General features: G+C 60.8%; 22 protein-coding genes. 11 read left to right on the top strand and 11 right to left on the bottom strand.

Annotated elements, in window-relative coordinates; translation table 11 throughout:
• Positions 1–337 precede the first annotated feature (337 nt).
• Complete coding sequence (locus AB5Y64_RS16065) at positions 338–970, top strand: LysE family translocator (RefSeq protein WP_039041328.1); 633 nt, start codon at positions 338–340, stop codon at positions 968–970.
• Between the two features lie 82 nt (positions 971–1,052).
• Here the strand turns inward: AB5Y64_RS16065 and fis are convergent, their stop codons facing one another.
• Together fis and dusB are read right to left on the bottom strand one after the other, a co-directional pair.
• On the bottom strand, positions 1,053–1,349 hold the full coding sequence (gene fis, locus AB5Y64_RS16070; RefSeq protein WP_005309538.1) for a DNA-binding transcriptional regulator Fis: 297 nt from the start codon (positions 1,347–1,349) through the stop codon (positions 1,053–1,055).
• A 25-nt stretch (positions 1,350–1,374) separates the two neighbouring features.
• Positions 1,375–2,340: a tRNA dihydrouridine synthase DusB gene (dusB, locus tag AB5Y64_RS16075; RefSeq protein WP_010675552.1), complete on the bottom strand. Its 966-nt coding sequence runs from the start codon at positions 2,338–2,340 to the stop codon at positions 1,375–1,377.
• A gap of 290 nt (positions 2,341–2,630) precedes the next feature.
• Between dusB and AB5Y64_RS16080 the strand changes: the two genes are divergently transcribed.
• From AB5Y64_RS16080 to AB5Y64_RS16095, 4 genes are all read left to right on the top strand, one after another.
• A complete protein-coding gene (locus tag AB5Y64_RS16080) occupies positions 2,631–4,037 on the top strand; it encodes a TolC family protein (RefSeq protein ID WP_010675551.1) in 1,407 nt (468 codons plus the stop codon).
• A 73-nt stretch (positions 4,038–4,110) separates the two neighbouring features.
• Positions 4,111–5,115, top strand: coding sequence for an HlyD family secretion protein (locus AB5Y64_RS16085; RefSeq protein ID WP_080770119.1), 1,005 nt, complete (start codon positions 4,111–4,113; stop codon positions 5,113–5,115).
• On the top strand, positions 5,115–6,251 hold the full coding sequence (locus tag AB5Y64_RS16090) for an ABC transporter permease (protein ID WP_039041327.1): 1,137 nt from the start codon (positions 5,115–5,117) through the stop codon (positions 6,249–6,251). The genes AB5Y64_RS16085 and AB5Y64_RS16090 overlap by 1 nt, the downstream gene beginning before the upstream one ends.
• On the top strand, positions 6,248–7,441 hold the full coding sequence (locus AB5Y64_RS16095; protein ID WP_039041326.1) for an ABC transporter permease: 1,194 nt from the start codon (positions 6,248–6,250) through the stop codon (positions 7,439–7,441). The genes AB5Y64_RS16090 and AB5Y64_RS16095 overlap by 4 nt, the downstream gene beginning before the upstream one ends.
• Before the next feature lie 57 nt (positions 7,442–7,498).
• On the opposite strand, the gene AB5Y64_RS16100 is transcribed toward AB5Y64_RS16095, so the two are convergent.
• The 3 genes from AB5Y64_RS16100 to AB5Y64_RS16110 all read right to left on the bottom strand — a co-directional run bounded on the left by AB5Y64_RS16100 (position 7,499) and on the right by AB5Y64_RS16110 (position 9,863).
• Positions 7,499–8,134 carry an SDR family oxidoreductase gene (locus AB5Y64_RS16100; protein WP_039041325.1) on the bottom strand — a complete coding sequence of 212 codons (636 nt, stop codon included), beginning with the start codon at positions 8,132–8,134 and terminating at the stop codon, positions 7,499–7,501.
• A gap of 127 nt (positions 8,135–8,261) precedes the next feature.
• Positions 8,262–9,116 carry a DnaA/Hda family protein gene (locus tag AB5Y64_RS16105; RefSeq protein ID WP_010675546.1) on the bottom strand — a complete coding sequence of 285 codons (855 nt, stop codon included), beginning with the start codon at positions 9,114–9,116 and terminating at the stop codon, positions 8,262–8,264.
• A 72-nt stretch (positions 9,117–9,188) separates the two neighbouring features.
• Entirely contained in the window at positions 9,189–9,863 is a 675-nt protein-coding gene (locus tag AB5Y64_RS16110; protein ID WP_039041329.1) for a DnaT-like ssDNA-binding domain-containing protein, read from the bottom strand.
• Positions 9,864–10,138: 275 nt separating this feature from the next.
• On the opposite strand from AB5Y64_RS16110, the gene AB5Y64_RS16115 reads away from it, so the two are divergent.
• Positions 10,139–11,110: a response regulator gene (locus AB5Y64_RS16115; protein WP_029314797.1), complete on the top strand. Its 972-nt coding sequence runs from the start codon at positions 10,139–10,141 to the stop codon at positions 11,108–11,110.
• A 70-nt stretch (positions 11,111–11,180) separates the two neighbouring features.
• On the opposite strand, the gene AB5Y64_RS16120 is transcribed toward AB5Y64_RS16115, so the two are convergent.
• The 3 genes from AB5Y64_RS16120 to AB5Y64_RS16130 form a co-directional block, all read right to left on the bottom strand.
• Complete coding sequence (locus tag AB5Y64_RS16120) at positions 11,181–12,578, bottom strand: peptide MFS transporter (protein ID WP_029314796.1); 1,398 nt, start codon at positions 12,576–12,578, stop codon at positions 11,181–11,183.
• A 213-nt stretch (positions 12,579–12,791) separates the two neighbouring features.
• Positions 12,792–13,703: a UTP--glucose-1-phosphate uridylyltransferase GalU gene (gene galU / locus AB5Y64_RS16125; protein ID WP_039041324.1), complete on the bottom strand. Its 912-nt coding sequence runs from the start codon at positions 13,701–13,703 to the stop codon at positions 12,792–12,794.
• 94 nt (positions 13,704–13,797) lie between these two features.
• Positions 13,798–14,115 (bottom strand): ComEA family DNA-binding protein, encoded by a 318-nt coding sequence (locus tag AB5Y64_RS16130; protein WP_039041323.1) that lies wholly within the window; start codon positions 14,113–14,115, stop codon positions 13,798–13,800.
• A gap of 166 nt (positions 14,116–14,281) precedes the next feature.
• On the opposite strand from AB5Y64_RS16130, the gene cysQ reads away from it, so the two are divergent.
• Positions 14,282–15,052 (top strand): 3'(2'),5'-bisphosphate nucleotidase CysQ, encoded by a 771-nt coding sequence (gene cysQ, locus AB5Y64_RS16135; RefSeq protein ID WP_039041322.1) that lies wholly within the window; start codon positions 14,282–14,284, stop codon positions 15,050–15,052.
• Between the two features lie 60 nt (positions 15,053–15,112).
• Here the strand turns inward: cysQ and AB5Y64_RS16140 are convergent, their stop codons facing one another.
• From AB5Y64_RS16140 to AB5Y64_RS16150, 3 genes are all read right to left on the bottom strand, one after another.
• On the bottom strand, positions 15,113–15,409 hold the full coding sequence (locus AB5Y64_RS16140) for a YciI family protein (RefSeq protein WP_010675539.1): 297 nt from the start codon (positions 15,407–15,409) through the stop codon (positions 15,113–15,115).
• Positions 15,410–15,433: 24 nt separating this feature from the next.
• A complete protein-coding gene (locus tag AB5Y64_RS16145; RefSeq protein ID WP_039041321.1) occupies positions 15,434–15,985 on the bottom strand; it encodes a septation protein A in 552 nt (183 codons plus the stop codon).
• A gap of 105 nt (positions 15,986–16,090) precedes the next feature.
• Complete coding sequence (locus AB5Y64_RS16150; protein WP_039041320.1) at positions 16,091–17,596, bottom strand: aminotransferase class V-fold PLP-dependent enzyme; 1,506 nt, start codon at positions 17,594–17,596, stop codon at positions 16,091–16,093.
• 191 nt (positions 17,597–17,787) lie between these two features.
• Between AB5Y64_RS16150 and AB5Y64_RS16155 the strand changes: the two genes are divergently transcribed.
• From AB5Y64_RS16155 to AB5Y64_RS16170, 4 genes are all read left to right on the top strand, one after another.
• Positions 17,788–18,420, top strand: coding sequence for a hemolysin III family protein (locus tag AB5Y64_RS16155; RefSeq protein WP_039041319.1), 633 nt, complete (start codon positions 17,788–17,790; stop codon positions 18,418–18,420).
• A 121-nt stretch (positions 18,421–18,541) separates the two neighbouring features.
• On the top strand, positions 18,542–20,203 hold the full coding sequence (locus tag AB5Y64_RS16160; RefSeq protein ID WP_010675535.1) for a putative transporter: 1,662 nt from the start codon (positions 18,542–18,544) through the stop codon (positions 20,201–20,203).
• A gap of 222 nt (positions 20,204–20,425) precedes the next feature.
• A complete protein-coding gene (locus tag AB5Y64_RS16165; RefSeq protein ID WP_368204221.1) occupies positions 20,426–21,370 on the top strand; it encodes a retention module-containing protein in 945 nt (314 codons plus the stop codon).
• A partial coding sequence (locus AB5Y64_RS16170) for a VCBS domain-containing protein (RefSeq protein WP_368204223.1) occupies positions 21,271–22,454 on the top strand: 1,184 nt, incomplete at its 3' end. The genes AB5Y64_RS16165 and AB5Y64_RS16170, both read left to right, overlap by 100 nt.

Genomic DNA, 22,454 nt, shown 5'->3' on the forward strand with positions numbered 1-22,454 from the left:
TAGTGTGGCATTCGCCATGCGAGAGTAGGACACTGCCAGGCACCCAACACGAAGAACCCCGCTCACTCGAGCGGGGTTTTTTATTGCCTGAAATTTATTTTTTAGATAACAAGTCTGGCTAATGCACAAAATCCAGTCTATTACACCGATAAACATTGCTATTCAGCCAGTATCACTGCCTTTCAAACGGCTCAATCTCTCTTTCTCACCAGGTTGAGCGTCAAGTATCTCCGGCTCAAACGCTATTCCCTTCCTTGATAATCACTATCGCCGGAAACGGGAGTGACAAGTACTTCAGGATCCATAGACTGTTTCTTTCATGTACAAGGAGCTGTCTATGTTGGGGATCCACGATCTGGTGTTGTTTATCGTTTCTGGCCTGCTGTTGAACATGATGCCTGGGCCTGACTCCCTGCTCATCATGCTGCGCAGCGGCTCCCAGGGATGGCGTGCAGGGTCCATGGCGGCATTGGGTATCGGGACAGGTACCATGGTGCATGTGTTGGCGGCAGCTCTGGGACTGTCTGCCCTGTTGAGTGCCTCCGCCGAGCTGTTTGCCGTCATCAAGCTGATGGGGGCGCTCTATCTGGTCTATCTCGGCGTGTCCATGCTCTGGCAGAGGAGTGGCACTTCAACGTCTGTGGATGGGGCTGTGGCGCTGCCTGCGCTCTCTTATGGGCGCATCTTTCGGCAGGGGTTGCTCACCAATGTCCTCAACCCCAAGGTGGCCCTGTTCTTCCTCGCCTTTGTACCCCAGTTCATCGCGCCAGATGCGCCGCAAAAAGCACTGGCATTCATCGTGCTGGGCTGCATCTTCAATTTCAACGGCATGATCTGGTGCCATCTGCTGGCGTTTTCCACCGCGTTTGCAAGCCGCAAGGTGCGACTGCCCGCCCGGGTGGCCACCTGGCTGAATCGCGTGATGGGGGGGCTGTTCGTGGGTCTGGGTATCAAGTTGGCGGTGGAGTGAGAAGGTACACTCCGGGCATAGAAAAAGGCGTATCCCATCGCTGGGATACGCCTTCGTCTGCACTGCAGCAGAATGACCGGGATCAGTTCATGCCGTAACGCTTGAGTTTCTTGCGCAGAGTGCCGCGGTTGATGCCCATCATCACGGCGGCGCGAGTCTGGTTGCCACGGGTGTACTGCATGATCACGTCCAGCATGGGAGCTTCGACTTCGGAGAGAACCATATCGTACAGATCAATCACTTCCTGACCGTTCAACTGGGCCAGGTAGTTACGCAGGGCCTGTTGCACAGAGTCACGCAGGGGGCGTTGGGTCGGCTCGGCAGCGTGATTGTGAGTAGTTGTTACCAATGCATCAGAAGTCAGGGTTTGTTCGAACATATTCGGTCGGCTCTTTAGTTATGCGTTAACCTAATCCATCGAAATACGCTTCGAGTGCCTCGAGTTGTGCGTCTGCACAATCCAGGGCATTGAAGTGCTTACGGAATTCTCGGCCCGCCTCTTCTTCATCCAGATACCAGCCCACGTGTTTACGGGCAATGCGCGCTCCCAGATAGGCACCGTAAAACTGGTGCAGATTGGTGACATGCTCGTTCATCAGGGTGCGAACCTCTTCCCTGTCGGGAGGCGGCAGCTTGGTGCCCGTTTCAAGAAAATGGCGGATTTCCCGGAAAATCCAGGGTCGTCCTTGCGCAGCACGGCCGATCATCACGGCGTCGACACCGGTATAGTCGAGGACATACCGGGCTTTCTCCGGGCTATCGATGTCGCCATTGGCGACAACAGGAATCGATACGGCCTGCTTAATCGCCCTGATAGTGTCGTACTCCGCTTCGCCCTTGTAGAGGCAGGCACGGGTACGACCATGCACGGCAAGGGCCGCGATACCGCAATCTTCGGCGATTCGGGCGATCTCCTCGCCATTGCGGTTATCCGGATCCCATCCTGTGCGGATCTTCAAGGTGACAGGTACTTCCACCGCATCCACCACGGCCCGGCAGATGGATCTGACCAGGTCTGGCTGACGCAGCAGGGCGGAACCTGCCAGCTTCTTATTCACTTTTTTTGCCGGACATCCCATGTTGATGTCGACGATCTGAGCGCCCTGCTCCACGTTGTAGCGGGCAGCAAACGCCATCATCTCGGGGTCGGCACCGGCAATCTGGACCGATCGCAAGCCGCCTTCAGCAGAGTGATCCATTCTCATCCGGGTTTTCTGGGTATCCCAGACATCCGGGTTGGCCAGCAGCATCTCGGAAACGGCCATACCGGCTCCCAAACGTAAACAAAGTTCACGAAATGGTCGGTCTGTTACACCGGCCATGGGGGCCACGATCAAGGGAGTTTCAAGCGTGTGGGGACCTATCTGCATTCCACGGTTACCATCGGCTTAGGGCGGCGTATATTACGCATTTTTTAGTCAGGAGAAAAGGTTAGTATTTGAGCGTCAGCCATTTTTTTCTGAAAAAAACGTCGCGCCAAGGCTTGCAAATTCAGGAGTGCTTGAAAATCGGACATATTGTCTGTGACCATGGTCAGGAGGGCGCGAGTGAGGGGGATGGTGATTTGTGAGTCTCCCTCTCAAGCCGGTTTAGGCTATGATAGCGGGCCTGAATTGAGCAAAGACTCTACACAATTTCATTACAAACGGATCGGGGATGTATGACGGCAAAGTTCATCAAATCGCTCTGCCCATGCCTGCTGGGTGTCGTGCTGGGGTCGGCCCAGGCGCAGACGGTCAGCTTTACCGAGGCCTGGAGTCGGGTCATCCAGCAGGATGACGGCTTGGCGGCAGAGCAGGCCGGGGTGGAGAGAGCCCAGCAACTGCGGGAGGCGGCCAAGGCCATGTACCTGCCCAAGGTGGATGTGGGGGCCAGCTATACCCATCTCGATCAGCCGATGGAGCTGGACATGCTGGATCTCAACCCCATCGCCAATCATCCGGAATTCGGCAAGGTGCTGGGGCCCGTGATGCAGGCACTCAACCTCAGTCCGAGCGATTTCGTCACCCCCCTCACCAAGCAGAACGTGGTGACCAGTTCGGTCAAGATGCTATGGCCGCTCTTTACCGGCGGGCGCATCGATGCGGCCCAGGATATTCGTCAGGCCCAGGTGAGCGAGGCTGAGCAGTTGCTGGTGCTCAAACAGCAGTCCACCTTCGAGAGCCTCTCCCAGACCTACTTCGGGGTGGTGCTGGCGGCGCAGGTGGTGCAGACCAAGCAGGAGATCGAGCAGGGACTGGCACACCATCTGGATCATGCCAAGAAGCTCGAAGCCCAGGGGCAGATCGCCAAGGTGGAGCGCCTGTCGGCCCAGTCTGCCTATGACAGGGCACGCATCGATACCCAGAAGGCCAGGCGCAGCCTGGAGATCGCCCAGCTGGCGCTCGGCCACATGCTCAAGCTCAAGCAGGCTGAGCCCAATACCGCCCTCTTCATCAACGAAGGGATGCCAGCCTTGTCTCCCTTCGTGGAGGAGACCCTGTCGGTGCATCCCGGTCTCAAGCTGTTGACGGCCAAGAAGGAGCAGGCCCAGGGGATGATCAAGCTGGAGAAGGGCAAGTACGCCCCCGAGCTCTTCCTGTTCGGCAACTACAACCTCTATGAAGATGATTCCATTGTCTCCAAGACCACACCGGACTGGCTGGTTGGTGTCGGGGTCAGCATGCCGCTGGTGAGTCGTGATGGCCGCTCCGAGACAGTCCAGGCAGCCAAGAGCGCCGAACTCCAGGTCAACCTGCTGCAAGCCAAGACCCGCCAGGATCTGGAGCTGCTGGTCGAGAAGACCTGGCGCGAGGCTGCCCAGGGACTGGAGGAGTATCACTCTCTCTCCTCGACCCAGGCGCTGGCCGAGGAGAACGTGCGGTTGCGTGACAAGGCATTCGGTCAGGGGCTCTCCACTTCCCTCGATGTGGTCGATGCCCAGACCCAGCTTGCCGGGGTCAAGACCCAGCGCGCCGCCGCCGCCTATCAATACGTGATCTCTCTGGCCCGCCTGTTGGCACTCTCCGGTCAGATGAACAGTTTCAACCAGTATCAGCATGGCCAGGCGATCGAGGTGAACTCATGATCGCGCGCTCTTCCACTCCGTTATTCATGTCCGTTTCGACCGTCAAGGGTCGCCCGTTTGCCGAGGTGAATTCATGAGTCATCCCCCCATCAAGAAGAAGATGAGCCAGGGCAAGCCCTGGCTGCTGCCACTGGCGCTGGTATTGCTTGTGCTCTGGCTGGGCTGGCGCTTCTGGCTGGCCTATCAGCCGGAGCCGGTGCGTCTGCAGGGGCAGATAGAGGCGCAGCAGTATTCGGTCTCTTCCAAGGTGGCGGGCCGCATCGACGAGGTGCTGGTGAAGAAGGGGGATCAACTGGCCAGGGGCCAACTGGCGTTCACTCTGGCGAGCCCGGAGATCGAGGCCAAGCTGAGTCAGGCCAAGGCCGGGCAGGCCGCGGCGGGTGCCATGGCCGAAGAGGCCGAGAAGGGGGCGCGAGTGCAGCAGATCGCGGCCGCCAAGGATCAGTGGCAACAGGCCAAGGCGGCTGCCCTGCTTCATGGCAAAACCTACGAGCGCATTGCCAGCCTGCATCGGGATGGCGTGATGTCGCTGCAAAAGCGTGACGAGGCCTGGACGGCCTGGCAGGCGGCGAAGTACAGCGAGGGCATGGCCTGGCAGCAATACCAGATGGCGCTGGAAGGGGCGCGGGAAGAGACCAAGATAGCGGCCCGCGAGCAGGCCAAGATGGCGGCTGGCGGAGTGGCGGAAATGGAAGCCTATCTGGCCGATACCCGCATCGCCAGCCCACACGAGGGGGAAGTTGCCCAGGTGCTGTTGCGTAGCGGCGAGCTGGCTCCCCAGGGCTTCCCCGTGGTGACCCTGCTCGACATGAAGGATGCCTGGGCCCAGTTCCATGTCCGTGAGGACCTCTTGCCAAGGTTCCCGGTCGGTACCGAGTTTGATGCCCGTATTCCCGGCCTGGGGGATCAGCTGGTGCGCTTCAAGGTGACCCATGTGGCCGTGATGGGGGATTTCGCCACCTGGCGTGCCACCGACACCCGCCAGGGGTTCGACATGAAAAGCTTCCAGGTGGAAGCGCGCCCCTTGCAGCCGGTTGACGGGCTGCGGGTCGGCATGAGCGTGCTGGTCGAGCTCTGATGGGACGCGAATGGCGGTTGCTCTGGCAGGACCCGTTCGGCCGGGCGCTGGCGAGCTGGGTCCCCTTGCTGCTGATAGGGATCCTGTGCTGGATCTTTTCAGCCGGCCTGGCGCGGGATCTCAAGGTCGGTCTGGTGGATCTGGATCGCAGCACCCTCTCCCGACAACTGGCGTTCTCTCTCGATGGCTCCGCCGGGCTCAAGATAGCGCAGCAGTTTGACGCCATCGACGAGGGGGCCAGGGCACTGCGTGGGGGAGACATCTATGCCCTGGTGGTGATCCCCCATCACCTGGAGCGGGATGCCCGCGAGGGGACCCAACCCAGGGTGACCGTGTTCAACAATGGCCAGTTCATCCTGATTGCCAAGCTGGTCAACTCCGCACTGGCCCAGGTGGTGGGAACTCTCAATGGCCAGGTGGGCGTGCTCTCGGCCATGGCCGACGGCACGACGCTGCCCGGTGCCCTGGGACAATCCGTACCCATTGCGAGCCAGGTTACCGCGCTCTACAACATCAATTCCAGCTACGCCCAGTTTCTGCTGAGCGCCCTGCTGCCTGCGGTGTGGCAGATCCTGGTGGTGCTCTATGGCCTGAACGCCCTGGCCCGCACCGATCGCCTCGGGTTGGACTGGACCACCAGAGGGGTCTGGTTCGGCCTCTGGCGTACCCTGCTGCCCCACGTGCTCATCGGCTGGGGGTGGGGTCTGGCGTGGAGTCTGCTGCTGTTCAAGGGGCTTGGGTACCCCATGCAAGGCAGTTGGCTGGTGCTGACGGCGGGGCTGGGACTGGCGTCGGCCGCTTGCGTCACCATGGGGGCTTTCTTCTACGCCATCATCCGGGATCCGGCGCGGGCTCTGTCGCTGGCGGGGGCTTACACGGCTCCCGGTTTCGCCTTTATGGGGGTCACCTTTCCGGTCAGCGCCATGGGTGATGTGGCCCAGTTCTGGCGCAGCCTGCTGCCCATCTCCCACTATGTGGAGCTGCAGATCGGGCAAACCAACTACGGTCAACCGTTGACGGCGGCCCTGCCCCAGCTCGGGGCCCTGCTGCTGTTTCTGCTGCCCCTGCTGCTGGTGGTACACCGCTACCGGACGCCGTCGGGCGCGGCCCTGCCCCATGAGGAGTCCAGGCCATGATGGGATTCTGGGATCTGGTGCGCCTTGAGCTGCGCACCCTCTTGGCGGATCGCGCCATCATGCTGACCCTGTTTGGCGGCGTCTTCTTCTACTCCTTCCTCTACCCCCAGCCCTACCTGCACCAATTGCCCAGGGAAGAGCCCGTGGTGGTGGTCAACGAGGATGGCAGCCAGCTCTCCCGCCAGCTGGAGTTCATGGCCGATGCCACGGCGCAGGTGAAACTGGTGGCCCGTGCCGGTTCGCTCGACGAGGCCCGCCAGATGATGCTGACCGGCAAGGCGAGCGGCATCTTGCACATTCCCCGCCACTTCTATCGGGATCTGATGCTGGGCAGGAGCGTGACCCTGGGTTATGCCGGGGATGCCTCCTACTTCTTGGTCTATGGCACCATTGCCGAAGGGCTGGCCCAGGCGGGGGGCACGCTCGCCGCCCAGGTGAAGGTGGCCAGGCTGATGAGCCAGGGCGAGGCGCTGCCCCAGGCCGCCATGGGCTGGAACGCGGTGGCCCTCAATGTGCTGCCGGTATTCAACCCCACCATGGGCTATGTGAACTACGTGGTGCCAGCGGTATTCGTGCTGATCCTGCATCAGGTGTTGCTGATGGGGACCGGCATCCTGGGGGCGACCCAGAACCAGCGCAGCCGCCGTGGCGAGTCAGGCTACTGGCAACATGCCCCCGTGCCGGCCTTGTTGCTGGCCCGCACCCTGGTGGTGGGGGCTCTTTTCGTCCTTCCGGTGACCTACTTCTTCGGCTTCTGCTTCGATCACTACGGTATTGCCCGCACCGCTGTACCCGGCGAACTCTGGCTCTTTACCCTGCCGTTCCTGCTGGCCACCACCTGGCTCGGGATCGTGCTCGGCGCTCTGTTCACCCGCCGTGATCTGCCGACTCAGGTGGTACTTGTCTCCTCTTTGCCGCTGGTCTTCCTGGCCGGCTTTATCTGGCCCCTTGAGCTCATCCCGGCTCCCCTCAACTGGCTGGCCCAGTGGGCCCCGAGCACGCCGGCCATCGAGGGATTCCTGCGCCTCAATCAGATGGGGGCCGACTTTGCCCAGGTCTCCCGCTACTGGTGGCAGTTGTGGGGGCTTGCACTGTTGTATGGCGCTCTGGCGTGCTGGTTGCTCCGCTGGCGTCAACCGTGCCCTGCAACGCGGCCGGATGATGGGGCGACAGCGTCTTCCACCGACTAGGCCCCCTTGCAACAACACGGTCAGCCCTCGGGCTGACCGTGTTGCCATTCACAGGGGTCATGGCTGACTCAGACCCGGATCGCCGATGGCATAGATCTGGCCGCACGCCTCCTGGTCGGTGAGCAGTTGCAAACCCCGTATCGCTACATCCTGGCGCCTGACCAGGCCATGCCTCTCTTGCCCCTGGCTCAGGATGGCCTGACCCGTGGGCTCCCCATCCTGCAACCCTGCGGGGCGTAAAATGGTCCACTCAAGGGTGCTGGTCTGCAGCCAGCTTTCCGCCAGGCTCTTGAGGCGTACCTCGTGTCCGAAGGCGGCGCGAGCCCGCTCGGGCAGGTATTGCCAGCTGTCGCCACAACCGAGGGAGGTGACCAGCAGCAGGCGGCTGAGCCCGGCGCGCTCCATCTCGTCGATCACATGGCGGTTGCCCTGATAATCCACCGGTGCACTCTGGCGAAAGCTGCCGAGGGTGGAGACTACCCGGGCACCCCTGTCCGCCAAGCGGCAAGCCTGGGCCACGGCCTGGGGGTCCAGGGCATCCCCGATGACGACCTCGACTCCCAGGGTATGCAGCTCGCTGGCCATGTCGGCATGGCGCACCAGGGCAACGACCCTGTGGCCCAGTTGCAGTGCGTGGTCGGTGAAGGCGCGGCCCAGTCCGCGACTGGCACCGAAGATGAGTGTGGTTGGCATGACAGGCCCTCTCGAACAAAAGAGCAAGCCTAGAGCCTGGATGGCTCTCTGTAAATGAGAGTGGTTTTTATTTGTGAGGTGCAGGGGATATGAAGGGCCGGACATCAGGGACGCCGGCCCGACGGGATCAACCGTTGTAATGGCCGATGCTGGGACGGCGGCTGGGTCCGCTCAGGTGGATGTCCACCGGATTGAACGCCTTGATCGCCTCATAGCTGAAATCACCGATGGCCTGATGCAGGCTCTGGGGGCTGTGGTTGGTGATGATGATAACGCTTTTGGACAGGTTGCGACGACGGCGCAGCAGGTGGCCGAGGAAGCTGGACTGACTCTCGGCCATCTTGGCGCGGTTGGCTGCCACCTCGTCGATGATCAGCAGGTCCACCTCTTCCAGGGCGCGGCGGTACTGGTTGCGCTCCTCCTGATCCTGGATGACGTTGAAGAAGAGCCTGTCCACGATGGAGGCCCACTGCTGGAAGATCACCGACTTCTGGTGGCGCGCGATCAACTCGTGGGCCACGGCACCCGCCAGGGTGGATTTGCCGGTGCCGTAATCGCCGTAGATCAGCATGCAGCCCCCGCCGCTCTTCTCCCAGTGCTCGAAACCGCTGATGAAGTAGCGGGCTGTCTCGATGGGGTATTGCAGGGCCGGGTCACCGGAATCCATCTTGTCGAAGATCCAGTCCGGATTGAGGTCGGCCTGGGCGATCAGCTTCTGGATCCGCTCCTGGCGGGCGGCCTTCTGCAACTCGCGCACTTCGGCATTGGCCTTGGCGTCGTACTCCTTGCGCAGGGTCTCGTAGTCGTACTGGCTGCCGCCGGTTGCGGCCCGCAGTCGGAGAATACGTTGCTGCAGGCTGCTGACGTGACGCTTGAGCTCGGGATCATGAGCCCGTTGCTCCTGTCTCGCCTTGGCGATTTTCTGGCGTTTGGCCTCGATCTCTTCCAGTGCCTGGCGCATCGGGTCGTGCGGATCTGTCATGGAATTCTCCTTCTGCTAGGGCTGTGGCTGGATGGGCAGGGGGTCAATAGTGCACTTCGTGGCCGCCTGGTATCAATCATTCTCCGGCTCCTGAGCTTGTGCCAGCCGTTTGGCCTCATCGATCATCTCTTGCGCCCGGCGGCTCGGGCCAGCCTCTACCGGGGCTGGCGCGACCTGCTGGTACCCGGTGACCACGGTCGCCGGGCGGCGGGCGTAGCGCCGACTCTTGAGGGCCCGAATAAATTTCAACATCCACTGGTGCTGGGAGTCGAACACCTCGGGGCGGCCGAGCCAGTAGGCGATGAATTCCCCGAGATCCTCTTCGCTGTAGCTGGCATCGATCACCCCGCACAGGCGTGCGAGAGCAGGCAGTTCTTCGTCCGGACGCCACTGCAGGTGCATCTGGAACGGGCGTGCCGGCAGGGGGCTGCGCACCCGCTGGCTCAGCAACGGCAACTGGAAAGGGCACTGGTGGTAGTGCTCACTGTCAGCCTGGGCCTCGACCTGAAGCAGTTCGGCCTCCATCAGCTCGTCGAGCAGCTCGGTCAGCTGGCGAGCGTTGACCTGATAGCTGAAACCACCGGGATTGCCCGGATCGACGACAGCCAGTGCCCGGCCAAGCTCGGGATAGTTAAGTCGGGCCAGCCGATTTTCCAGCACCAAGCGGCGCAGTTGCAGGGTATAGAGGCTGCGGGCCGGATGGGAGAGTCTGGGATGGGCGAGGGCGCTGTATTCGGCTGGCGTCATGGTCTGCTTCACGATCTGGAGTGGAGGGCATTATCCCTCATGGCGGTGCCTCATACAATTCATGGTGCCGACCTGCGAGATAACGGCTGCCGGGCGACGGTTGCCGAACATCTCTGCGCAAGGGGGCGATCAAAATAGTCGGACCATTTCAAACGCTTGGCAGATACCAAGGCCAGCCCGGCTCGCTGCTCGACAATATTGTGTGGCGGTATCCAGCGCCCATGATCTAGTCTTAATGCTCAAATAACCATTTGACTAATAAGAGCTTTGTCAAGATGTCAAAAGCCGGACTACGGATCTTGGTGGTAGAAGACGAAGCGGTTTTTCGCCACTCACTGGTATCTTATCTCGAGCACGACGGGGCCTGCGTCTTTCAGGCAGAAGACGGGATTGAGGGGCTCTCTGCCGCAGCGCTCTATCACCCCGATGTGGTGTTGTGTGATCTGAACATGCCGAACATGGATGGCCATGAGGTGATTGCCTGCCTCACCGCCCGCTATCCACAGGTGCCCGTCATCGTCATCTCCGGTCAGGATCAGATGGCTGCGATCGAGCGTGCGCTGCGGGCGGGGGCCAGGGACTTCTTCATCAAACCGGTGAATGACTATGAGCAGATCCGCCGCAGCATCGAGCAATGCCTGACAAACCTCGGGCATCAGAGCCAGCAACTGGAGCTGATGGAGCACATCGACTTCTTCCGTGGCCACGATCTGGCGAGCAGCCGGCTGCTCGCCTGGTTGGCGCCCCCTGGCATGCAGGAGTGGGGGCCCTGGCAGGTCACCTTTGCCGGCATGGGCAATCTCTTCATCCCGGATACCTTCAAACTGGACGACAAGCTGCTGGTACTGGTGATGGAATTGCCCATCCTCGGTGTGGATGCGGCCTTCTGTGGTGCCTTGGTGCGATCCCTGATGAACGGCCCCTATCGCCAATACCAGCAACAAGAGAGCCTGCTGTTGACCCAGCCACACCGATTGCTGGATTACCTCAATCTGCAACTGCTGGAGTCGGGCCTGCGTCACTCCTTTGCCATGGCGGCCCTGCTGTTCGATCAGGAGGATGGGCTGCTTTTTGCAAATGCCGGGCTCACCTCACCTCACTGGTTGATGCGTGCAGGGGGGTTGCCGCTCGGCTTGATGCGCAGCAGTCGCTACACGTTGCACAGGCGAAGCTGGCACGAGCCCTTTGATCTGCAGTTTCGCAGTGACAGCGGCAGCGCCCTGACGATGCAGGTTCGTCACCACTGACCCTGTGAAGTGAACACATGCAAACAGGGCGCCCATGGGCGCCCTGTTTGGTCTCTGCTGTCCTGACCGGTCAAACGGTCGCGGAGTGCAGTTTCTGCTCTTGTTCTTCGGGCTCTTTGGCCGGGCCTTCGGCACCGTGCATCCAGTAGACCAAGCGGTTGGCCATGGTCAGCAGGATGAGGGCGCTGATCACGGCGGCCAGTGCGATGCCACCGAAGATGGCCATGGCACCGGATTCGCCGACGAAGGAACCGATGAAGCCGGCGGCATAGTTGGCCAGGGCCACGAAACCGAACCAGGCACCCATCATCAGGGAGGCCAGGCGCAGCGGAGCCAGCTTGGTCACCATGGAGAGACCGATGGGGGAGAGGCAGAGCTCACCCAGGGTATGGAACAGGTAGGCTCCGACCAGCCAGAACATGGAGGTCTTGACGGCCTGATCACCACCTTGCTCCAGCACGGCACCGATCATGAACAGGAAGCCGACGGCCAGGAACAGCAGGCCCATGGCGAATTTCACCGGGGAGTTCGGCTCTTTCTTGCCGAGCTTGATCCAGATGGCGGCCACGACAGGGGCCAGGGTGATGATGAAGAAGGGGTTCAGGGACTGGAACCAGGCGGTCGGCACTTCGAAGCTGCCGATCATGCGGTCGGTATACTCCTGGGCATACAGGTTCATCAGACCACCGGCCTGCTCGAAGCCGGCCCAGAAGATGATGGTGAACAGGCCCAGTACCAGGATCACCTTGATGCGATCCACTTCCTGTTTGGTCAGGGGCGCTTTTTGCTCCTTGGAGCGCTGCAGAGCGGCACGCTGGGCGGCGGGCACACGGCCGATGTCGCCAAGGAAACGCTGGGCCATGGTGGCCTGCACGACCAGGGAGAGCAGCATGCCGATACCGGCGCTGACGAAGGCGGCTTGCCAGCCATAGGCGGTGGCGGCGGCGCCGCAGATCACGCCGGCCAGCAGGGAGCCCAGGTTGATGCCCATGTAGAAGATGGTGAAGGCGCCGTCACGACGGTGATCCCCTTCTTTATACAGGTCACCCACCATGGTGGAGATGTTCGGTTTGAACAGGCCGTTGCCCACGATCAGCAAGCCAAGGCCGGCATAGAAGACGGTGTTGACCATGTCAGGGAACATGGCGTGAGGCAGTGCCAGGGTAAACTGGCCGGCGGCCATCAGCACGGCACCGAACAGGATGGCACGGCGCTGGCCCAGGAAGGTATCGGCGAGCCAGCCGCCGATGATGGGGGTGATGTAGACCAGACCGGTATAGATGCCGTACAGCTTGAGGGCGTCGGCCTGGGTCCAGCCCATGCCACCGTTGGCGGTCAGGTCGGTCAGATAGAGGACGAGCACGGCACGCATGCCGTAATAGGAGAATCTCTCCCACAGTTCGGTACTAAAGAGCAAAAAAAGCCCTTTAGGGTGACCTAAAAAGGTCCCTTTGGACGGGTTATTCATTGGAACTTCCACCTGTGTCTTATATTTTTTTAGAAATTTTATGCAAGGGCTAGGAACAAGCCTTAATCCTTATAGAACAAGCGACTTTAAATTACAATATTATGATTTAGCGATATTTTATCTATCAATGGTTGAATATTTGTTTATAAAATGAAAAAGGGCATCGAATGATGCCCAGTTTTTTATTCTGCTTATCTTGTAAATATTCAGAGATTACAGCTCTTTGGCAAACTGCTTCAGCCAGCTGGTGAATTCTTTGCTGAGTTCCCGATGGCGCACGGCGTATTCCACATTGGCCTTCATATAACCGAGCTTGCTGCCGCAATCGTGGCTGCGTCCCTTCATGAAGTAGGCATTGACCTGCTCCTTTTCCATCAGCATGGCGATGGCATCGGTCAGCTGGATCTCGTCGCCGGCGCCGGCCGGGGTTTTTTCCAGCAAGGGCCAGATATTGGCGGAGAGCACATAGCGACCGACCACGGCCAGGTTGGACGGGGCTTCATCCCGGGGTGGTTTCTCGACGATGGCCTGCATCGGCAGGGACATGCCTTCGCTCAGGGCCTCCCCCTTGATGTCGGCGATGCCGTATTTGTCCACTTCGCTCTCGGGGACGGCTTCCACCATGATCTGGCTGATCTGCTCCTCTGCGAACAGATGCACCATCTCCGCCAGGTTGTCCTGCTTCAGATCGCTGGCCACCTCGTCGATGAGCACATCCGGCAGCAGCACGGCGAAGGGTTGATCCCCGATGAGGGGGCGGGCACACAGTACTGCATGGCCCAGGCCTTTTGCTTCCCCTTGACGCACGTGCATGATAGTCACGTCTTTGGGACAGATGTGCTGAACCTCTTCCAGCAGTTGGCGCTTGACCCGCTTCTCCAGGGTCGCCTCCAGCTCGAAGCTCTTGTCGAAGTGGTTCTCGATGGAGTTCTTGCTTGAATGGGTCACCAGGATGATCTCCTTGATGCCGGCGGCGATGGCTTCGCGCACCACATACTGGATCAGCGGCTTGTCGACCACGGGCAGCATTTCCTTGGGGATGGCCTTGGTGGCGGGCAGCATGCGGGTACCCAGGCCGGCAACGGGGAGAACGGCCTTGCGAACAACGAGCGGTGTCTTTTTCATGGAGTGAGTCCGAAGATACAAAGTGGGCTCATGATACCCTAAGAAAAATAGGGCAGCCACAGGCTGCCCTCGGGATGATAGGGATTCAAACCGGTTACTTGACGATAATCATGTCCCGGTTTGCTTCCAGCGTGGCCGATCCGATGCCACTGACGTCCGCCAGTTGATCGACGGAGGTGAACTTGCCCTGCTTCTCTCTGTGGTCGATGATGGCCTGTGCCTTCTTCTCGCCAATGCCCTTCAGGGCGGTGAGCTCGCCGGCACTGGCGGTATTGAGATTGATCTTGCCGCTCTCCTTGACTTGGGTGGTGGCCACAGGCTTGGTCGCCGCCTTGTCGGCGGCCAGCAGAGGTTGGCTCAACAGGGGGAGGCAGCCCAGCAGCAGTGCGGCGATCAGGGTTTTCTTGTTCATGTTTCACATCCTTATGAATCTGCCTTAGTGGCATATTTATCATTAGCTGTGTTGCGCCACTTTTTGTCTGTCAGTTTTGACACTGTATAAGTCAGTGCAAACGGCTATAAGCCGAAGATACTCACTCGGTTACACTGACCAACCCTTTGAGCGAGAACTCTTTTCCATGTATCTACCCGCCATTTCCGAACTGGAGCCCATCGCCCGCGCCGCCGGTGAGGCCATCATGTCCATCTACAGCCAGCCCTTTGCGGTGGAGTACAAGCAGGACGAGAGCCCGCTGACGGCTGCGGACAAGGGGGCCCACGAGGTGATCGTTCAGGCGCTGGCCCGTCTCACTCCCGATATCCCGGTGTTGTCGGAAGAGTCCTCCCCCGAGGTGATGGCTGCGCGACTCGGCTGGTCCCGCTACTGGCTGGTGGATCCTTTGGATGGCACCAAGGAGTTTGTCTCCCGCAACGGCGAGTTCACGGTGAATATCGCCCTGATTGAACAGGGGACCCCGCGCTGGGGGCTGGTCTATGCACCGGTACTGGACAAGCTCTGGTATGGGGGCAAGGGGATTGGCGCCTGGCGTGTGGCCGATGGCAGGCACGAGACCATCCAGACCCGCCCTCATGACGCTGGGCAAGTGTGGCGCGTGGTGGGCAGTCGCAATCACCTGTCGCAGGAAACCCTCGAGTATCTGGCCCGTTTTGGCGAACTGGAGCGGGGCGAGATCGAGCTGGTTTCCATGGGCAGCTCTCTCAAGTTTTGCATCATTGCCGAGGGGGAGGCCGAGCTTTACCCGCGGCTCGCACCGACCTGCGAGTGGGATACGGGGGCAGCTCAGGCGGTACTGGAAGGGGCGGGGGGCAGCGTCACCCAGCTCGATGGTTCGCCGCTTTGCTACAACAAGCCTGATATCCTCAATCCCTGGTTTGTGGCCAGGGCATGAGTCAGAAGATGTAAAAAGGCCGGACAGTGTCCGGCCTTTTTCTTGTCAGCCTTGATGGGCTCAGAAGACTTTCTTGAACGGTTTGATGGTCACCCTGGCGTAGACCCCTGCCGCAACATAGGGGTCCGCATCGGCCCAGGCCTGGGCGTCGGCCTGGCTGGCAAAGTCGGCGATGACGGTGCTGCCGGTGAAGCCCGCATCGGCCGGATCCTCGGCATCGATGGCCGGGTTCGGGCCGGCCGTCAGCAGTCGGCCCTCATCCTGCAAGGCTTGCAGGCGGGCCAGGTGGGCAGGGCGTGCCAGCTTGCGCTGGGGCAGGCTGCCCGCGACATCTTCGGAGTAGATCAGATACCACATGGAACAATCCCTTTCTGGTTGCGGTTATTTTTTCTGTTCTGCGTTCTGCTCGGCCGGCATGTGGCGATAGAGATAGACGCCGCTGAGCAGGGTGAAGACCAGGGTCATGCCTAGCAGGCCGAACACCTTGAAGTTGACCCACATCTCCTGGGAGAGGTTGAAGGCCACGTAGAGGTTGAGCAGACCGCACAGGGTGAAGAAGCCGACCCAGCCGAGATTGACGTTGTCCCAGACCCGGTCGGGGGCTTGGAGCTCCTTGGCCAGCATCTGCTTGATGAGGTTCTTGCCAAAGCCATAGCGGCCGATGAGCAGGGCGAGGGCAAAGAGCATGTTGATGACGGTCACCTTCCACTTGATGAAGGCATCGTCGTGGAAGAAGACGGTGAGGCCGCCGAAGAAACCGACCAGCACGAAGGTGAACAACTGCATCTTCTCGACCCGGCGATAGCGAAGCCAGCTGTACAGGAGTTGCAGGCCGGTGACGACCACCAGGGCGCCAGTGGCGGTGTAGATGTCGTAAAACTTGTAGACCGCGAAGAAGACGATCAGGGGGATGAACTCGATAAACTGCTTCATGCTGGGCTCTAACCTCAAAATTTCACTCAGTGTACCTGCCCGTCAGACAACGGCAAATGAATAAGACCGTCCATTCTGCAGGCAGTTCCTTCCCGGGGCGGCGGGTTACTCGAACAGCTGGCTGGCAATCTGGTTGCCAAGGCGCACCTGATCGTCCAGCAATGCGCGTATGTCTGCTTCCTCGATGAGGGGGTTGAGCAGGACGGCGCGCAGCAGCGTGAGCGGTTGCTCGCCATAGCAGGAGACTGCACGCTGGGTGCGTGAGACGAAGCTGTGCCCTTCGGCGCGCTGGGCTTTTTGCAGGGCGACGTTGAAGAGATTGATCTGTTCGTTGGCCGCCACATCGGGCACCTGACCTTGCAGGTGGGGCGGAATGCACCGGTAGGAGAGCAGGTTCATGACAGGTGCCGACATCAGCTCGAAGGCGGGGCTGGCGTCGATGAGCGCTGCCATTCGCCGCGCCCTGTCGTAGTTGGCGTCGATGAGTTGGGCATAACCCTGCTGTCCCAGCATCTGGAAGGCGGCATCCAGATAGAGCGCGTTGGCGGGACGGGTCCCCTCCAGAGTGAAGCGCCCCTGATCGAAGGAGGTGGCGCGGATGGCGTAGGGAGCCTCACGCTTCACCGTCATCATCAGGTCCGGTTGGCGGCAGAGCAGCATGCCGGTACCGAGCGGGACCAGCAACTGCTTGTGACCGTCAAGGGTGACGGTATCGGCGTGCTCTATCCCCGTAAGCAATCCCTGATAGCGGGGCGAGAAGAGGGTCGGACCACCCCAGGCCGCGTCCACGTGGAAGTGGATTTGCTCGCGCCGGGCGATGGCGGCCAGTTCCGGCAGCGGGTCGACGGAGCCAAAATCCGTGCTGCCAGCCACGCCGACCAGCGCCAGCACCTTGAGCTTCTGCTCCCTGCATTGTTGAAAGGCCTGTTCCAGCGCCGCCAGACTGAGCCGGTTGTGCTCGTCTGTGTCGAGACGCCAGACGCTGCGAGCTCCGAGTCCCAGCAGATCCATCCCCTTGTCGAAGGAGTAGTGCATCAGCCGCGAGCCCAGAATGACGGCGCCGCGATAGCCCTGCTCGGCGAGGGCGAACAGGTTGTCGCCACAGGCCCGGTTGCGGGCCAGCCAGAGGGCGGTGACGTTGGCGATGGTACCGCCACTGGTCATGACGCCGAGGGCTGCATCCTTGGCATGCATCTGGGCTGCATAGAAGGCGTCGTCCTCGCGGTAGACCAGACGGTGCAGTTTGGCCAGCACTTCCCGCTCCAGAAAGCTCAGCAAACGGGAGGACTCCATCTTCATCGGGTTCTGGTTGAGCATCACCAAGAGCCGGGAGAGCTCGGCGGTGAAGGCCGGCAGCGGTGCCGTCATGTGTCCCATATAGCGGGGAGAGGTGAGGTGCGATGCCCCGGGTACCAGGGTGGCGAGCCGTGCCAGATAGTCCCGGGGAGAGATGCCGGTGGCGGGCATGCACGACTGATCGAGCTGGTGGGTGAAGTTGCCCCGCTGATAGGGGGCCTGACTGTCGTCGGAATGATGGAAATGCTCCAGCAGGGCCGTCATGGCCTTGCCGAAATCAGGATCCGGTTGTGTAAACAGTTCAGTGAGCTTCATCGGGTTCTCCAGACCAGATTGTCGGGCAGACGCGGCCATCCGCATGGGCGGCGTCGGCGGCAGAGCATACACCAAAGGGGCGGGGGGAACAGCCATCTCTGGCCCTCCCTCTCCTCGCCCCTTTATTTTCAGCTAACACTTGTAGCCTGAAACGTCGGCCGCTAGAGTGGGCCGGTAATGGGTTGGAGGTAATGATGGATGTGACGGGGTACTCCCCACGGGAAGAGTGGGCGAATCGCCTCAGCCATGGGCTGGGGCTGCTGCTGGGCGGACTGGGACTGGTCTTGCTGCTGCACAAGGGGTGGGATCAGGGGCCCAGGGTACTGCTGAGCTACGGCGTCTACGGTGCCAGCCTGGTATTGCTCTATCTCGCCTCGACGCTCTACCACAGCGTGAGCTCGGTGGCGGCCAGACGCTGGAGCAAGCTGTTCGATCACTGCGCCATCTATCTGCTGATCGCCGGCACTTATACCCCCTTCCTGCTGGTGGCGCTCGATACGCCGCTGGCGCAAGGACTGATGGTGGTGATCTGGGGGCTGGCCCTGGCGGGGGTCGTGTTCAAGCTGATCTTCATCAATCGCTTCAAGAAGGTGTCGCTATTTACCTATCTGATGCTGGGCTGGTTGTCGCTGGTGGTCATCTATCAGCTCTATCTGCATCTGGATGGTACCGGGCTCCTGCTGCTGGGGCTGGGTGGTCTCATCTACAGCCTGGGAGTGATCTTCTATGTGGCCAAGCGCATTCCCTACAACCACGCCATCTGGCACCTGTTTGTGCTGGGTGGCAGTCTGTGCCACTTCATGGCCATTTATGGCTACATCTGATGGCTAACCCTTAATTGGTATTTTTGTGCTCATGAAAGCCTGAATTCGTGCGGCACCCCACAGTTGCCCCCTTCGTTTGCTGACAAGCTAGTGCCAGTTCAGTTTGGAAAGGATGCAAACGATGAGTGAGATCGCGCTTTCCATCAGCATGCTGTCGCTGGTGGCAGTGCTGGGGCTCTGGCTGGGAAACTGGCGAGTCTATGGCGTGGGTTTGGGTATTGGCGGGGTGCTGTTCGGCGGCATCATAGTGGGCCACTTCGCCGGCTTGTCCGGCTTGAAGCTGGATGAGCAAACACTTCATTTTATTCAGGAATTCGGCCTGATCCTGTTCGTCTACACCATAGGCATCCAGGTCGGTCCCGGCTTCTTCTCCTCCTTGCGCAGTTCGGGCCTCAAGCTCAATGGCTTCGCGGCCCTGCTGGTTCTGCTCGGCTGCCTGGTGGCGGCAGCGTTGCACCAGCTGTTCGATGTACCGCTGCCGGTGATCCTCGGGGTCTTTTCCGGGGCAGTGACCAATACCCCGTCCCTGGGGGCTGGCCAGCAGATCCTGGCGGAGCTCGGGGCGGATCCTGGATCCACCGGTCTGATGGGGATGGGCTATGCGGTGGCCTACCCGTTCGGGATCTGCGGCATCCTGCTCACCATGTGGCTCATCAGGATGTTCTTCCACATCAAGATCGAGGAGGAAGCGGTCGCTTTCGAGCAGCAGGCTGGCAAGACCAAGGAGAGTCTGCAAACCATCAACATTGCCGTGCGCAATCCCAACATGCACGGCCTGATGCTCCGCGAGATCCCGAGTCTGGACGAGGCGGACGTCATCTGTTCCCGCCTCAAGCGTGGCGACGAGCTGATGGTGCCAAAGCCCGACTCGCGCATCGAACTTGGCGACCTGCTGCACCTGGTGGGGGAGCGCCATGCCCTGCACAAGGTGTTGCTGGTGCTTGGAGAGGAGGTAGACACCTCCCTCTCCACCCGCGGCACCGATCTGCGGGTTGAGCGGGTGGTGGTCACCAATGAGCAGGTGCTCGGCAAGCGGATCCGCGATCTCGACATCAAGCAGAAATACGATGTGGTCATCTCGCGCCTGAATCGGGCCGGCATCGAGCTGGTGCCGACCAGTCAGACCAGTCTGCAGTTCGGTGACATCCTGAACCTGGTGGGGCGGCTCGATGCCATCGAGGCGGTCACCAGCGTGGTGGGCAACGTGCAGCAGAAACTGCAGCAGGTGCAGATGCTGCCCGTCTTCATCGGCATCGGGTTGGGGGTATTGCTCGGATCCATTCCCTTCTACCTGCCGGGATTCCCGGCGGCGCTCAAGCTGGGGCTGGCAGGGGGACCGCTGGTGGTGGCGCTCATCCTGTCTCGTATCGGCAGCATCGGCAAGCTCTACTGGTTCATGCCGCCGAGCGCCAACCTGGCGCTGCGGGAAATAGGCATAGTGCTCTTCCTGGCGGTGGTGGGGTTCAAGTCCGGGGCTGGCTTCATCGACACCCTGATCAACGGCGACGGTCCCGCATGGATGATGTACGGTGTGGCAATCACCCTCATCCCGCTGCTGCTGGTGGGTGTACTGGCGCGCCATTATGGCAAGCTCAACTACCTCACGCTGTGCGGTCTGCTGGCCGGCTCTATGACGGATCCTCCCGCTCTGGCATTTGCCAACGGCATGCACCCCACCAGTGGTGCCAGCGCACTCTCTTACGCGACCGTCTACCCCCTGGTGATGTTCCTGCGGATCATCTCGCCCCAGCTGCTGGCCATCCTGCTCTGGGCCGGTGTCTGACACCTCACGAGACGGGAGCCGATGAGGCTCCCGTCTTCGTTTTGTCACAATTGATGCTATTGATTTAATTAATTTTATTCATCTTCGGCGTCCCTTCGTTTTCACCCCGAAACCCGGCTTCATTTCGGTCTGTTCATTCGATTTTTCTCACTGGTTTATGGCCTGATAAACGGGCACATTGGAGGCTGGAGCAATATGCCCTTCGATATTTCAGGAGAAACCATGAGCAATCAGCGCATCGTATTGGATCAGGATGTCGTCGTTACCCACTTGCAAGGCAAAATGTATCTGGTCGCCGCCGACGGGAGCCAGAGACTCGTTGCAGAAGGCGATGTACTGCCCAAGGATGCGGTATTGCTTGCGCCCGAAGGGGCCAGCTTCCAGGGAGGGGAGACCACGTTCACCCTGGGTTCCGGCGAGCGCCCCGAACAGGGTGACGCCGTGCTGGCGAACGCGGGTACGCCTGATGACATCGCCGCCTTGCAGCAAGCGATTCTGGACGGGACCGACCCCACCAAGGCATTCGAAGCGTCGGCGGCGGGTGGAGCCCCGGCCGCAGGCAATGCGGGGGGCGTGGCTGGTGCCAGCGGCAACGGCGGTTTCGTCACCATCGATCGTACCGGTGATGCAACCATCTCCAGCGCAGGCTTTGACAGCGCGAACCCGGCTGGCGCGGCGCCGCTGGTGGATGCGCAAAGCAGCGAAGATGAGCTGGTCGACCTCACCGCTCCCGTCATCACCGTCTCTGCCCCCGACAACACCAACGATCGGACGCCGACCCTGACCGGTACCACGGATGCCCCCTCTGGCAGCACGGTGACCCTGGTGGTGACCGATGCCAACGGCAATCAGCAGACCCTGACCGCGACGGTGCAACCGGATGGCAGCTTCAGCGTGGATGTCACCACACCGCTGGCCGAAGGGGGCTATCAGGTGACGGCCTCCGTGACCGATCCGGCCGGCAACACGATGATGGCAGCGTGGACAGTACCGCGCCCTCGGCGCCACAAGTCGAAATCCAGGACGGCGCGGACAATGTCATCTCCGCCAACGAGCGCGAAAATGGGATGGATGTCATCATCCGGCTGCCGGGCGATGCCAAGGCTGGCGATCGTCTCGATGTGGACTGGAACGGTGATGGCGTGCCTGACTCCAGCAGAATTCTGACGACTGACGACATCGGCCGTACCCAGGTCACCCTGACCATCCCCACTACGGATCTGCCAGTCAACGGCCCCATCACTGTGGATGCCACCCTGACCGACCCTGCGGGAAACACCTCGCCCAAGGGGACCGACAATAGCGTGGTGAATGCCGCGCCTCTGCCGGGGGACGACCAGTTCACCGTGGCGGAGGATGGCACCGTCACCATCAATGTGCTTGGCAACGACACGGATGTGGATGGTGATCGCCTCACCATTACCGCCATCAACGGTCAGACCATTGCCGAAGGTGGCTCGGTAGCGATCAGCAATGGCTCCGTCACCCTGAGCAATGGCCAGCTGATCTTTACGCCGGCCCCGGATTTCAATGGCAGCATCGCGTTTGAATACACCATCACCGATGGCCTGAACAGCGCCACAGGTGGGGTGACGGGGACTGTTACGCCTGTCAACGATGCAGCTGTCATTACCGGCACCGACACCGGCGGCGTGGTGGAAGACGAAACCAACCCGATCCTGACCGAGACTGGTACCCTGAGCGTGACCGACGTGGACGGCGCCGATGAGGCCAAGTTTGTGGCCGGCAACGGCACCCCGAGTGCGGGTGCACTGGGCAGCCTGACCATCACCGAAGGCGGTGTCTGGACTTACAACGTCGACAACAGCAAGGTGCAGTACCTGGGCAAAGACGAGAGCAAGGTTGAAGTCTTTACCGTGTACGGCAAGGACGGCAGCAGCCACCAGGTGACGATCACCATCAACGGTGCCGACGACCAGTCGACCATTACCGTGACCGGCACGGACAAGGACGCTGGCGCGGTGACCGAGGACGTGGACACCAACCCGGCAGAGGCGGGGGTCCAGCTGACCGTGGGTGGTCATCTGACCATCAGCGACGCGGACCAGAACGACAAGCCGGCATTTGACACCACCAAGGTGGGCGCACCGCAGGGCGCGCTGGGCAGCCTGACCATCACCGAGGCCGGTACCTGGAGCTACAGCGTCGACAACAGCAAGGTGCAGTACCTGGGCAAAGACGAGAGCAAGGTGGAAGTCTTTACCGTGTACGGCAAGGACGGCAGCAGCCA

The sequence above is a fragment of the Aeromonas sp. R5-1 genome (assembly GCF_040908265.1).
GTDB classification, from domain to species: Bacteria; Pseudomonadota; Gammaproteobacteria; order Enterobacterales; family Aeromonadaceae; genus Aeromonas; species Aeromonas caviae.